The following is a 14,231-nucleotide window of genomic DNA, read 5'->3' on the forward strand; positions in this document are numbered from 1 at the left end:
CCCCTCATTGGCTCCCTCGGTTTAATGCTGTTGCTGTGCAGCTATTTAGCCCTTTATCCCATGTTGTTTAGCAAACTTGCCAAACGGTATTTTACGCCACATGTATGGGGTCTTGCCCTGCCGTTTGTGTGGCTAGTGTGTGAGTGGGCACGAGGCACTGTGCTAACAGGGTTTCCTTGGCTGTCCATTGGTTACAGCCAAATGAACAGCCCGCTATCAGGCTGGATGCCCGTTATCGGGGAATTTGGTGTAAGTGCACTGCTGATGGCGCTTTGTGCTGCATGTGCTGTCTGGTTGATGCACAAACGTTACATCGCGCCCATTGCACTAAGCGTTTTGCTATATTTAAGCGGTTGGGTACTAAATACCCATAGCTGGGTTCACCCCAGCGGTGAGCCCGTCAAAATAGCTATGGTTCAGGGCAATATCGCGCAAGATATTCGTTGGGCGCCGGAGCAAGATTGGCCCACCATGAAAAAGTACCTGGAGTTAACACAAGCCCATTGGGATAATCAAGTTATCATCTGGCCAGAAGCCGCCATTCCTCAGCTCGAACCCATCGCCGTAGATTATTTGACACAATTAGATAAGGAAGCCGCGGCGCATAATACAGGCCTGCTGACGGGCATTGTTAACTATAACTTTGAAACGCGTCAAGCCTACAACAGTATTATAGGGTTAGGCTTAAGCGAACAAAGCGATAAGCAAGGACATTACCGGTATCCTCAAGCAAATCGTTTCGACAAACATCACTTGTTACCCATAGGTGAATATATCCCTTTAGAAGACTGGTTGCGTGGTATAGCGCCAATCTTCGATTTACCTATGTCGTCTTTTACCCGGGGGGATTATCAACAAGCCAACCTGTTGGCAAATGGCTATCATTTTGCCCCGGCTCTGTGTTTTGAAATTGTCTTTCCCAGCCAAATTCAACAAAATCTATATGCCGATACAGATTTTATCATTACCGTAAGTAACGACGCCTGGTTTGGTCATTCCCATGGACCTGCGCAACACCTGGAAATTGCCCAAGTACGGGCTAAAGAATTTGGCCTCCCTGTGCTGCGTTCAACAAATAACGGTATCACCGCATTCATCGACGCCAACGGCGTGATACAAAGTCGTTTACCTCAGTTTGAAACTTCGGTGTTAAGTGATGAGATACAAAGGGTAAGTGGTACTACCCCTTACCGTTATTTAGGAAATGTCGCGGCTTGGTTGTTGACCGTGCTCGGATTTCTCATCGCCATTCGATTACATCGAGCTAAATAATTATGCTCGGCACTTTAGCGGGAATGAGACCCTCGTTGTAATTTACGAAGAGCAAGCCAGTGGCGAATTTTTGCCATTGGCGTCAGTACGATAGCATTACCCACGATAACTAAGACAAAGCCAAGAACGGTATTGTTATGCCACACAAAACCTTCATAAAACGTGCTGAGTACAACGGCTACCACAGGGAAAAGCACGATAGAATAGCTGGCCTTTTCTGGGCCGATATCCCGCAGCAGTAAAAAGTAACAAGCAAACGCGATCACCGTCCCAAACAGTGAAAGGTATAACAAAGACAACACATAACTCGGTTTCGTTGAAAAGCTAAACTGGGCGTCACTTAGCAGCACAACAGCAGTCAGCGCTAATGTGCCATATAACATTCCCCAGGCGTTACCTTGCATTACCCCTATCTTGCGTGCGGAATTACGCACACTGGCCATATTGCCCAAAGAGGCGATAAAAGTTCCTCCGAGCGCTAACCCCAAGCCAAGCATAGCGTCACTAGCGAAATCGAGATCCTTAATATCATGCCAAAAAAGCGCACCTAATCCGATAACACCTAACCCTGCCCCTACGTATATACGTTTTGCGATAGCACGACCAAAAAACAACCGAGTATTGATAATGTTCATCAACAACAAGGTAGAAAATGCGATTGACGCCATAGCTGAGGTTAAATAATTTTGCGCCCAATACAAGATGAGATAATTCAAGCCAAAATTACACACAGCTAAGAGAATGAAGAACCCATGGTCCGACCAAGGAAATTGCATATCCATACGCCTAAATAAGCAGTATGCCCACATCAATATTGCTGCAATACCGAAGCGATACACTAAAGAAACTTGCGCTGCAACGTCGCCAAGTTGAAACTCGATGGCTAACCAAGTTGAACCCCAAATCAACACGGTCACCACATATAAAACTGCACTGCGCATGGTCGTTTTTGTTCCCAATGATAAAATGCATGTTACTGAAGCCGCGCACAGTAGCATAAATAGTTAGCCAAAAATAAACAGCTTGGGCAAATACATTCTGAAGACACCCAAGCGCTAAACGCATATAAACTGATTCTTGTTAGGAGAAAAAGACTGTTGCACATAAAATTCAGGGGCATTTCGAACAGAATTGATCGTCAACACAGATCGCTATTTAGGGTCAATTACGTTAACCATAAATTAGTACCAGACTTTTAAGTTATGCCATTTTAGCAAAAAAAATGGGGATTAGGTCGGCCCAAGTCAAACCGGTAAACTAATTGCACAATGTAAAATACTTAAAAACGAGGCTTAGGGTAAACTTATCTACCCAAGGTGTTTTTTGCTGTAAATCTTTGTGACAAAAATGCCTGTATTCTGCGACTAAATTTACATTATTTTCCGGTATTCTCTGCAACCTAATCGACTAACACTCGGTCTAATTTATGTGTAATTATTATTTTACTTCTAATAATCAACAGGTAACGGTCTGTCGTTAAAAAACATTCACATATATATATTTTGGTTTAATAATTGCTTATTAGACCTTAAGTGTATTTGCCGTCTTTAACTGCTGTTACGTCAAAATAAACGCCAATGCAATTAGAAGGAACAACGCATGTTAACCACATTATCAAACAACAAAACAGCCGCGATATTAGCCAAGGATGGATTCGAACAATGTGAGCTCATCGAAACGCGAGATGCACTCGTCAGTGCAGGTGTCGACGTACATATCATTTCGTTGGAGCCCGGCACTATTATAGGTTGGAACGGCAGCAAATGGGGTATAGAGGTGGATGTAGACCGAGTCGTTTCTAAAGTATCTGCTGACGATTACGATGCGCTAATTTTACCGGGTGGGCTGTTTAATCCGGATGCCCTGTTGCAAGATAAAGATGCCATCCGTTTCGTAAAAGGATTCTTTACCGACGCCGAACTCAAACCCGTGGTCGCGATTAATCAAGGCACTTGGTTGTTGCTAGAAGCCGATGTACTCAAAAATCGACTTGTGGCGTCCTTTCCTACCGTACTCAACCGATTACGCAATGCTGGGGCAAAAGTGGTAGATCGAGATTTGGTCGTCGACAAAGGTCTTTACACCAGTCGTAGTTCACACAATCTTGCTGCATTAAATCAGCAGGTGATCCAACAACTGACTAAGCCAAGAGTGCATTAAGCCGATAGTGTACTATTGTTCAGTGGATTGAACGAAAGTGGTTGTTTGATTGGGACTGAACACTCTAATATATTACGCATAAATACACACAAAAAAAACGTGCAAATGCACGCTTTTATCTATATCGAATGGCAACACAATACTTGAAAATTATCAGATGTATTGCACTTCAATAATTTCAAATTCAACCGCGCCTTTAGGCGTTTGAATAGTGGCAACATCATCCATACTCTTACCGATTAGGCCACGAGCTATAGGTGAACTGACTGAAATCAAGTTATTTTTGATATCGGCCTCATCATCACCAACGATTTTATAGGTAATTTCTTCATTACTATTTAAGTTCAAAATCGTCACTGTGACACCAAAAATGACTTTACCTGTGTTGGTCATTTTGGTCACATCAATAATCTGTATATTAGATAGTTTTCCTTCGATATCTTGAATTCGGCCTTCACAAAAACTTTGCTGCTCACGGGCGGCGTGATACTCGGCGTTTTCTTTCAAATCACCGTGTTCACGGGCCTCAGCAATAGATTTGATGATTTCAGGACGTTTTACCGACTTTAAATGCTGCAGCTCTACGCGCAGCATTTCTGCGCCTTTTGCCGTCATTGGATATTGAGTCATTGATCAATAGCTCGCTTTTATTTCTGTTTGTTGTTTCATATAGATACAAAATATGTGCTGGGCGCAAAATTTCAATGCCCAGCACAGACTTTTAAACAATTAAACTAATCGTTTATGCAGTTCTTGTAACGAATTTACTCGTGCTCGGTCATCAGCTTTGTTCGCATTTACCGTAGCAAAAGCAGCATTCATAGTGGTGGTGTACGGGATCTTGTTCAACAAGGCTTCCCGACGAATATACACTGAATCATTGATCGCTTGTCGACCTTCGGTGGTGTTAATAATATAACAATATTCACCGTTTTTAATCGCATCGACGATATTCGGACGTCCTTCAGACAACTTATTGACGATTGAGCAAGGTACGTCGGCATTATTAAGCACCTCAGCCGTTCCTCGGGTCGCCTCAAGACTGAAGCCTTTAGCCACCATAGCTCGGCCTAATTCGATAATACGATTTTTATCGTTTAAGCGAACAGACAACAAGGCTTTACCGCCGGCAGGAATAGGTTCGCCAGCACCGAGATTAGCTTTCGCATATGCTTCAACGAAAGTATCGCCGACGCCCATGACTTCACCGGTAGAGCGCATTTCAGGGCCAAGTAACGGATCAACACCTTGGAATTTAGCAAACGGTAATACCACTTCTTTTACGCTGTAAAACGGTGGTATCACTTCTTTGCTCAACCCTTGAGACGCAAGAGATTGGCCAGCCATGGCGCGTGCACCAATTTTAGCAATAGGTAATCCCGTGGCTTTAGACACAAATGGCACAGTACGCGCAGCGCGAGGGTTCACTTCAATCAAATATACTTCGCCGTCTTTCACCGCAAATTGTGTGTTCATTAAACCAATAACACCCAATTCTAATGCCATGGCTTTAACCTGCTCTCGCATTACGTCTTGGATTTCTTTGCTAAGCGAATAAGGTGGCAATGAACAAGCTGAATCACCAGAGTGAACACCGGCCTGCTCAATATGCTCCATAATGCCGCCAATCATGACTTCTTTACCGTCACAGATTGCATCAACATCTACTTCAATCGCGTCATCTAAGAAACGGTCTAATAATACTGGGGAGTCGTTAGACACTTTCACCGCATTATTTAAATAGCGTTTTAAATCTTTTAGGTCATATACGATTTCCATCGCACGACCACCAAGAACATAAGAAGGACGAACAACCAATGGAAAACCAATTTTTTCTGCAGCAACCATCGCTTCTTCAAGATTACTAACCGTCGCGTTCGCTGGTTGCTTAAGGTTTAACTTATTAACCATCTTCTGGAAACGTTCACGGTCTTCTGCTTTATCGATAGCATCAGGTGACGTACCAATAATCGGCACCCCAGCCGCTTCTAAATCACGTGCAAGTTTAAGAGGCGTTTGTCCACCGTATTGTACAATCACGCCAACAGGTTTCTCTATACGCACGATTTCGAGCACGTCTTCTAGTGTGACTGACTCGAAGTACAGACGATCTGAGGTGTCATAGTCGGTAGAAACCGTTTCAGGATTACAGTTCACCATGATGGTCTCATAACCGTCTTCACGCATGGCAAGTGCCGCGTGTACACAACAGTAATCAAACTCAATACCCTGACCAATACGGTTAGGCCCGCCGCCTATGACCATGATTTTGTCTTTATCAGTGGGGTTCGCCTCACATTCTTCATCGTATGTTGAATACATGTAAGCCGTACTAGAGGCAAATTCTGCGGCGCACGTATCAACACGTTTGTACACGGGATGAATATCAAAGCCACGGCGAATTTCGCGCACGTCACCTTGGTCAACGCCAGTTAAGTCAGCGATACGCGCGTCAGAGAAGCCTTTACGTTTCAGGCGAGTCATTAATGCAGCGTCGATACCAGACAAACCAATTTCAATAATGTTTTTCTCTTCGTTTACCAGATCCTCAATTTGTACTAAATACCAACGGTCAATATTGGTAAGGGTGAAAATCTCTTCGATATCCATCCCCATACGCATTGCATCGGCTACGTACCAAATCCGCTCAGCACCGGGTTCGCGCAACTCACGTAAAATAGTGGCTTTATTTTCAGGGTCGGTATAGTCAATGATCGAATCAAACCCGTTAACGCCGACTTCTAAACCACGAAGGGCTTTTTGCAGTGATTCTTGTTGGTTACGGCCTATCGCCATGACCTCACCCACTGATTTCATTTGCGTGGTTAAACGGTCATTAGCTCCTGCGAATTTTTCAAAGTTAAAACGCGGAATTTTCGTTACCACATAATCGATAGCAGGTTCGAACGACGCTGGGGTTAAACCGCCCGTGATATCGTTTGCTAACTCATCAAGGGTATAACCAATTGCTAACTTAGCAGCTACCTTTGCAATAGGAAAACCAGTGGCTTTTGATGCCAACGCTGATGAGCGAGAAACCCGTGGGTTCATCTCTATAATCACCAAACGACCGCTATCAGGATCGACGCCGAACTGGACGTTCGAACCACCCGTTTCAACACCTATTTCACGCAGTACCGCCATGGCAGCATTACGCATTATTTGAAATTCTTTATCAGTCAACGTCTGTGCAGGTGCCACTGTGATGGAATCACCCGTATGCACACCCATAGCGTCGATATTTTCGATGGTACATACGATAATACAGTTATCTGCTTTATCACGTACGACTTCCATCTCATACTCTTTCCAACCGATTAACGACTCATCGATTAGCAGCTCCGAGGTGGGAGATAAATCGAGGCCTCGGCGACAGATTTCTTCGAACTCTTCGACGTTATACGCGATACCACCACCACTTCCACCCATGGTAAACGAGGGGCGAATAATACAGGGAAAACCAATACGTGTTGACACATCAAACGCTTCTTCTAACGTATGGGCAATCTCGGCACGAGGACACTCTAAACCAATCGATTTCATCGCTTTATCGAAACGCTCGCGGTCTTCCGCTTTATCGATGGCGTCGGCAGTGGCGCCAATCATTTCCACGCCAAACTCTGCTAACACACCGTGCTTATTTAAATCTAAAGCGCAGTTCAGTGCAGTTTGCCCACCCATGGTTGGCAAAATAGCGTCAGGACGTTCTTTTTCAATAATCTTTTTAACCACTTCCCAATGAATTGGCTCGATATAGGTCGCATCAGCCATTTCAGGGTCGGTCATTATCGTCGCAGGGTTCGAGTTAACCAAAATAACTCGGTAACCTTCTTCACGCAGTGCTTTACACGCCTGCGCACCAGAATAGTCGAATTCACAGGCCTGGCCGATGACGATCGGTCCAGCACCAATAATTAAGATACTTTTTATGTCGGTACGTTTTGGCATTGTGCTTGTTACTCTAAATTTTGGGCTTAAGGATCGTCTAGCGTGTTGCTTGCATCAATTCAATAAAATGATCAAACAACGGGGCCGCATCATGAGGGCCAGGGCTTGCTTCAGGGTGTCCCTGGAAGCTAAACGCAGGCTTATCATTACGATGGATCCCCTGTAATGATTGGTCGAACAAGGATACATGTGTGATATCTAAATTATCTGGCATGGATTGTTCATCAACTGCAAAACCGTGGTTTTGACTAGTTATCATCACGCGATTACCAAGTATGTCTTTCACTGGGTGGTTTGCGCCGTGGTGACCAAACTTCATTTTTACCGTTTTAGCGCCGCTCGCTAATGCAAGTAATTGGTGCCCTAAACAGATACCAAAAATAGGAAGATCTTTATCAAGTAAGGTTTTTATGGCTGTGACCGCGTAATCACACGGTTCTGGATCCCCAGGACCATTTGACAAAAACACACCATCAGGATTAAGCGCCAACACCTCTTGTGCGCTGGTTTTTGCCGGAACGACGGTTAAACGACAGCCTCGGTCCACTAACATGCGTAAAATATTATGCTTAGCGCCAAAATCGTAGGCAACCACATGAAACGGTAAATCGGTCTGATTTTTATTAAAACCCTGACCCAGAGTCCATGAGCCATCAGTCCAACTGTATGCGCTATCAGTCGTCACTTCCTTTGCCAAATCTAGCCCTTTCAAACCAGAAAATGCCTTGGCATTATCTAGCGCGAGCTGCTGATCTAGGGGCAGTTCTGAACCTGCTTCAACGGCAATAATGCAGCCGTTTTGGGCGCCTTTATCACGTAATATACGTGTTAAGCGTCTGGTATCGATATCTGCGATACCGAGAATGTTATTTGAACGTAGGTATTCAGAAAGAGATTGTTCGCTACGAAAACTACTCGCAAGAAGGGGTAAATCTCGGATAATGAGGCCTTTGGCCCATACCTTAGTGGATTCACAATCTTCACTATTGATACCGGTGTTACCAATATGGGGATAGGTTAAAGTTACAATTTGTTCTGCGTAAGAGGGATCAGTAAGAATTTCCTGATAACCTGTCATTGAGGTGTTAAACACCACTTCCCCAACAGACATACCAGTCGCTCCGATAGCCGTGCCATTGAAAACAGACCCATCTTCTAGCACTAAAAGGGCGGAATTAGCCAAGTCAACCTCCGAATATAGTTAACCTAAGGCGTTTGCACGGGCAATGTGCAAAAACCTATAAAAAACGGGCTGTAACTATTTGAATTACATCCCGCTTAACCGTATTTGCAGCTATTAATTCCGTGAGATAATAAAAACCCCACTAAAATTTGGCAAATTCGCAATAATATACATGAAAGCCCGTTTAAGGTCTATTCCCAATTAGAAAATTTGTTAAAATACCGCTTTCACGCATATTTACCCCATTAAGGGTTAAAACCCCTACTTACCCGTAATTGTGGGATGCTCGATTATGCGAGACCCAATACATCCTGCATATCATACAATCCAGCGGGCTTATCTTTGAGCCATGTTGCGGCTTTAACTGCACCGTTGGCAAACGTTAGTCGACTAGACGCTTTATGAGTTAACTCCAGACGCTCACCAATATCCGCAAACAAAACCGTGTGTTCTCCTACTATGTCTCCTGCACGTATGGTAGCGAAGCCAATCGTTTTTTGATTTCGCTCACCTGTGTCGCCTTCGCGGCCATATACAGCACAAGTCGCCAAGTCACGCCCTAACTCGTCGGCGATGGTTTCACCTATCGCAACTGCCGTACCCGAAGGCGCATCTTTTTTAAAGCGATGATGACCCTCAATAATTTCAATGTCTGCGGTGTCGCCCATTACGCGGGCCGTTTGTCTGGCTAAGTTCAATAAGAGATTTACGCCTACACTGTAATTCGCTGCAAACACTATAGGTATATGCTGACTGGCATTGTTTAGGGCTTCTTTTTGCGCTTTATTAAGACCTGTAGTACCTATTACTACAGGCTTTTTGTGCTTCACACACAATGCGAGGTTCGCCTCAAGGGCGTCAGGAAGGGTAAAGTCAATGAGGACATCGGGTAAAGAAAGGTCGGCGGTTATCGCGTCAGAGACATTAAGTCCCCGTTGACCAATGCCAGCTAATTCACCTATATCAACCCCCATCATAGATGAAGATGCTCTGACATAAGCCGCACTTAATATGGCGTCTTGCGCTTGATCTAACGCGTCGATTAACACGCGTCCCATTCGGCCGTTGGCCCCAAAAATTGCAATTTTATTCATGCTGTATGTACGTCAAATGATCAGTGACGCTATTGTGCCTGATTTGCATCAGGCTTTCAGCCATACAAACAGGTCAATCCATCATTTCTTATAATTGAATCAAATGAGTAGATTTGACTTCTTCCATCACAACGTAAGTGTGGGTTTGCGTCACACCTTTAATAGCAGCTAATGTTGAGCCCAAAAATTTACAGTATTCATCCATGTTCTCTGTGCGTATTTTGATCAAGTAATCAAATTGACCGGCCACCATGGCACATTCGACAATTTCGTCAATTTCACTGATCTGTTGGTTGAACTCTTTCACCGCTTCCGTACTCGTGCTGGCCAGTGACAATTGAACATAGGCGGTTAAATTTGCTTTTAGTTTTTTCGGGTTTAAATGAGCGACGTATTTTTCAATATAGCCATTTTTTTCTAAGCGACGAACTCGCTCTAGGCAAGGAGTCGGGCTTAAATGAATTTGATTGGCTAATTCGACATTCGATATTCTGCACTCACGTTGAAGAATATCGAGAATTTTTAAGTCTGTGCGGTCTAGCGTATCTTGCCCTTTTTTCATCTTTATTGCCTTGTAGTAACACGATTTTATCGTTTTTTGTTTTCTTCATGCTAATCATAGACAGAATTAGTGTCAGGTAAATTACCCAAAAGGCTTAATTTAAGCAGCATTATCACTATTTAACTAGTGATAAGTACTGCGTTGATGAGCTACAGCCTGAGAACCTGGGCATAATACTATTCTTTTAGGTTAAGCAGCATTGCATTTCCGCCTGTCGCTACGACGTTATCCGTTTTAGTTTTTTCACAGGCAAAGCGCAGCAAACTGAAATCGGCAGACAGCTTACCCACAAAAGGAATAATTGCCCCCTTACGCAAACCGAGTGCCCAAATCAGCCCATCAGTGTTACTGCCGGTCACTCCGGCCAACGCATTGTCAATTAACACGCCATGCAATTGTTGTGAGTCATCAATACATTGCAAACACGCAACGGGAATGAAGCTTTCTAAGGCTTGGTAAAGCACTGTCTCACTGGCTCTCTTCGCCCCATTATTGACCAATAACAGACTGTTCCCTGCCAACAATGCCCCAAGAGTTTGTAACAAGTTTTCTGTTTCCTCACCCTCTTTTAACACAGCTAAGAATATCCCTCGTGGGTGCAATGATAGCTCGTTGGTCTCACCTGTAGGGCCTGGCAATTCAGTGGAGGTACCAAAATCATGTCTGGCCTGAGAGAACATATGGGTTGCTTGTTTTAGTACATCGACTGATAAATTGCTAAACGCCGGTAAATTTTGCGCGCCAGCAAAGGCATTTTCCAATAACGTTATACGTTGGTTGACGGGAGTGGATTGCCAGTCAACCTGCCCTGCCTTCGCGACTCTCAGACTCATTTTAGTTTCTTGACTCAGGCTACCAATCTCTGGCAACTCACCTAACACTTGCTCTGCTGCCCACAACTTGGTAAAGCGTAATAAATAATGCGGGCCGCCAGCCTTGAACCCTGTGCCGGACAAGCCCTGACCTCCAAACGGATTAACGCCCACCACAGCCCCCACCATATTGCGGTTGATATAGGTATTGCCCACATGCGTATTGCGGAACACTTTATCAGCAAATTCGTTGAGTCGACTGTGAACGCCCAGCGTTAGGCCATAACCTGTGTTGTTGATATCGTCTAACACCCGATCTAAATCCTGAGCCCGGTAGCGAATAACGTGTAAAACAGGACCAAAAACTTCTTTATCTAATTCATTAATATGCTCGATTTCAAACACATGCGGTCGCATGTAATAACCTTCGACATCGACTTCAGGGACTTTCGCTTTCGCCACTAATGTCGCTTGTTTGGTCATTTTTTCGCAATGCTCATTGAGCGTGACCAGCGCTTTATCATCAATAACAGGACCGATATCTGTGCTGAGTTTCCAAGGACGACCAATTTGCAAGGTGTCCAAGGCCCCTTTGAGCATATTCAGCAAGTCATCTGCAATATCTTGTTGAATATATAACACACGTAACGCCGAACACCGCTGGCCTGCACTTAAAAATGCCGACTGGATCACATCATCGATCACTTGCTCAGGTAAGGCGGTTGAGTCTACTAACATGACGTTTTGTCCGCCGGTTTCAGCGATGAAGGGAGGAAGTTCGGTACCACGCTTGATTAGGTCGCCTTGGATACTTTGTGCCGTCGCATTTGAACCGGTAAATGCGACACCAGCCACACGCTTATCGGCCATTAGCAGCGGCCCTAGCTCCCGGCCGGAGCCCGTTAAAAGGTGCAATACGTTGTGAGGCACACCCGCTTTATGCATAAGCTTTATCGCTTGAGCTGCAATTAACGGTGATTGTTCCGCTGGTTTAGCCACCACAGTATTACCTGTGACTAAAGCGGCGACAACCTGACCGACAAAAATGGCTAAAGGGAAGTTCCAAGGACTGATACATACAAACACTCCTTGGCCCTGAGCCAATTTAACCTGAGTAGGGCTATCGGACGTCAAGTAACGGATCTGCAACGCATAATAGCGACAAAAATCTACCGCTTCGCGAACTTCGGATATACCGTCATTTAATGTTCTACCCCCCTCAAAGCTAATCAGCGTCGTGAGTTCTTCTGTTTGGGCTTCCAGTAAATCAGCGACTGCATCTAAAATAAGCGCCCGTTGCTCGCAGGTAGTCGCCTGCCAATCTGGGTAAGCATCAGCTGCAGAGTTCATCGCTGCGGCGACATCCTCAGCGGTAGCATGACTGCAATGGCCTATCAGTTTTGATGTATCAGCAGGTGAATAGCATCCATGAGCATTATCGGTACGCATCTCGCCGTTAATAATTGGACCAGCGCGCCATTTCTCCGGTGCAAACTCACTGACCTTTTGGGAAACGATATCAAACGCCAAGGGATCATCTAAATCGATACCTCGGGAATTATCCCGCTTTTCACCAAATGCATTGAATATGTCTAGCGCTAATGGGATCTGAGTATTGCGCTTGCCCTGGGCTTTACTGATCGTCGATTCCACGTTTTGTACAAGATCGGCAGCGGCGACGTCTTCGTCCAAGAACTGATTTATAAATGAACCGTTTGCGCCATTTTCAAGCAAGCGGCGGACCAAATACGGCAATAGGTCACGATGCACGCCCACTGGGGCGTAAACCCTAAGTGGCCATACAGCACCTGTACTTTCCCTTATCTGTCTGTATAGTAAATCACCCATACCGTGTAAACGCTGAAACTCGAAAGTGCTGGTATCGGTTCCCGCCATTTGCATGATCAAGGCAACGGTGTACGCATTGTGCGTGGCGAATTGTGGGTAAATAACATCTCTGTTATCGAGTAATTTCCCCGCACACACCTGATAACTTAAATCCGTATGAGCTTTGCGCGTAAATACCGGAAATTCTGCGACGCCCATTTCTTGGGCATGTTTAATTTCTGCATCCCAATATGCCCCCTTAACTAAGCGAACCTTCAATTTTCGCTCACTGGATTTAGCTAATTCAACTAACCAATCCACGACTGACAAGGCACGTTTTTGATAGGCTTGAAGCACGAACCCAAGGCCATCCCAACCCGCTAATTCAGGTGCGAAAGCCAATCCTTCAAATACATCGAGTTCGATATCTAAGCGCGCGGCTTCTTCTGCATCAATAGTCAAACCAATGTTAAATTTCTTGGCTTCCACAGCCAGCGCCAGCACGCTGGGTAACAATTCGTCAATGACTCGCTGGTGCTGGCTGAATTCGTAGCGTGGATGAAGGGCACTCAATTTGACTGAAATCCCATCAGCTGCATTGACATCACTGTGGTTATTATCATTGCCAATTGAACGTATCGCCGACAAATAGGCATCATGAAATTTCGCTGCATCTTCATATGTTCTGGCGGCTTCACCCAACATATCGAAGGAAAAACGCGTCCCGGGAGCATTAATTTCTCGACCGCGCTCAGTGGCTTCTTTGATATCTGTACCCAACACATATTGCTGCCCCATCAATTTCATGGCTTGCAAAGTGGCACCGCGCACCACTGGCTCACCTAAACGTTGGATCAGTTTATGGAACCAACCGTTAGGGGCATCATCGTTAGATTGTTTATTTCCTAAAATCTTATTGCTTAAGGACAAACCGACACTGGCGGCATTAACCAATAATTCATTGGAGTTACCTATGTGCTTTCGCCATTGACCTAAATGAATTTCTTCTGCGATAAGATGGTCAATGGTATCGGTGTCAGGCACCCTAAGCAGTGCCTCGGCCAGGCACATTAACACTACGCCTTCATGACTCGACAAGCTATATTCCTGTAAAAATGCGTCGAATAAGCTTTGTTTATCCGGATTAGCACGGCATCGCTCAACAAAAGACAGAGCGCTGGCATGCACTTTTTGTCGATCTTCTTCACCCAGTGGATTTGTGCTAAGCATATACTCAACACTTTGTGCTTCCGCTAAGTAAGTCTTGGTGCGAATCGCATGACGTATGGATTGTAAGTTAACGTGCAACATAGAAACTCTCTGTCGTTAAAAAAAAGGGATAAACTCGTCCAAACATTGAATGCTTACTTATA

The 14,231-nt window shown here is 44.8% G+C and carries 9 protein-coding genes; 2 read left to right on the top strand and 7 right to left on the bottom strand.

Translation table 11 applies throughout. The features are described from left to right. Positions 1 to 1,272, top strand: a 1,272-nt coding sequence (lnt, locus tag GPLA_RS15645; RefSeq protein ID WP_040515045.1) for an apolipoprotein N-acyltransferase, incomplete at its 5' end; no start/stop codon positions are given. Positions 1,273 to 1,286: 14 nt separating this feature from the next. Here the strand turns inward: lnt and GPLA_RS15650 are convergent. Then, entirely contained in the window at positions 1,287 to 2,213 is a 927-nt protein-coding gene (locus GPLA_RS15650; protein WP_007105916.1) for a DMT family transporter, read from the bottom strand. 658 nt (positions 2,214 to 2,871) lie between these two features. Between GPLA_RS15650 and GPLA_RS15655 the strand changes: the two genes are divergently transcribed. Next, positions 2,872 to 3,432, top strand: a complete 561-nt coding sequence (locus tag GPLA_RS15655; RefSeq protein ID WP_007105917.1) for a type 1 glutamine amidotransferase domain-containing protein — start codon at positions 2,872 to 2,874, stop codon at positions 3,430 to 3,432. Between the two features lie 153 nt (positions 3,433 to 3,585). Here the strand turns inward: GPLA_RS15655 and greA are convergent, their stop codons facing one another. The 6 genes from greA to putA form a co-directional block, all read right to left on the bottom strand. Further along, positions 3,586 to 4,062 carry a transcription elongation factor GreA gene (greA, locus tag GPLA_RS15660; RefSeq protein WP_040515047.1) on the bottom strand — a complete coding sequence of 159 codons (477 nt, stop codon included), beginning with the start codon at positions 4,060 to 4,062 and terminating at the stop codon, positions 3,586 to 3,588. Between the two features lie 99 nt (positions 4,063 to 4,161). Beyond that, positions 4,162 to 7,380, bottom strand: coding sequence for a carbamoyl-phosphate synthase large subunit (carB, locus tag GPLA_RS15665; RefSeq protein ID WP_007105919.1), 3,219 nt, complete (start codon positions 7,378 to 7,380; stop codon positions 4,162 to 4,164). 37 nt (positions 7,381 to 7,417) lie between these two features. Then, positions 7,418 to 8,563: a glutamine-hydrolyzing carbamoyl-phosphate synthase small subunit gene (gene carA, locus GPLA_RS15670; RefSeq protein WP_007105920.1), complete on the bottom strand. Its 1,146-nt coding sequence runs from the start codon at positions 8,561 to 8,563 to the stop codon at positions 7,418 to 7,420. Positions 8,564 to 8,853: 290 nt separating this feature from the next. Beyond that, entirely contained in the window at positions 8,854 to 9,657 is an 804-nt protein-coding gene (gene dapB / locus GPLA_RS15675) for a 4-hydroxy-tetrahydrodipicolinate reductase (RefSeq protein ID WP_007105921.1), read from the bottom strand. A gap of 88 nt (positions 9,658 to 9,745) precedes the next feature. Continuing rightward, the gene (locus GPLA_RS15680) at positions 9,746 to 10,219 is read right to left on the bottom strand and encodes a winged helix-turn-helix transcriptional regulator (RefSeq protein ID WP_007105922.1); all 474 of its coding nucleotides are present in this window, start codon (positions 10,217 to 10,219) and stop codon (positions 9,746 to 9,748) included. A 176-nt stretch (positions 10,220 to 10,395) separates the two neighbouring features. Next, a complete protein-coding gene (gene putA / locus GPLA_RS15685; RefSeq protein ID WP_007105923.1) occupies positions 10,396 to 14,169 on the bottom strand; it encodes a bifunctional proline dehydrogenase/L-glutamate gamma-semialdehyde dehydrogenase PutA in 3,774 nt (1,257 codons plus the stop codon). Positions 14,170 to 14,231 lie beyond the last annotated feature (62 nt).

The organism is Paraglaciecola polaris LMG 21857, assembly GCF_000315055.1.
Taxonomy (GTDB): domain Bacteria; phylum Pseudomonadota; class Gammaproteobacteria; order Enterobacterales; family Alteromonadaceae; genus Paraglaciecola; species Paraglaciecola polaris.

Excerpts from the sequence above, each read along its gene's own strand:
- GPLA_RS15650 (WP_007105916.1), bottom strand. The coding sequence starts at position 2,213 with ATGCGCAGTGCAGTTTTATATGTGGTGACCGTGTTGATTTGGGGTTCA.
- GPLA_RS15655 (WP_007105917.1), top strand. The coding sequence starts at position 2,872 with ATGTTAACCACATTATCAAACAACAAAACAGCCGCGATATTAGCCAAG.
- greA (WP_040515047.1), bottom strand. The coding sequence starts at position 4,062 with ATGACTCAATATCCAATGACGGCAAAAGGCGCAGAAATGCTGCGCGTA.
- carB (WP_007105919.1), bottom strand. The coding sequence starts at position 7,380 with ATGCCAAAACGTACCGACATAAAAAGTATCTTAATTATTGGTGCTGGA.
- dapB (WP_007105921.1), bottom strand. The coding sequence starts at position 9,657 with ATGAATAAAATTGCAATTTTTGGGGCCAACGGCCGAATGGGACGCGTG.
- GPLA_RS15680 (WP_007105922.1), bottom strand. The coding sequence starts at position 10,219 with ATGAAAAAAGGGCAAGATACGCTAGACCGCACAGACTTAAAAATTCTC.
- putA (WP_007105923.1), bottom strand. The coding sequence starts at position 14,169 with ATGTTGCACGTTAACTTACAATCCATACGTCATGCGATTCGCACCAAG.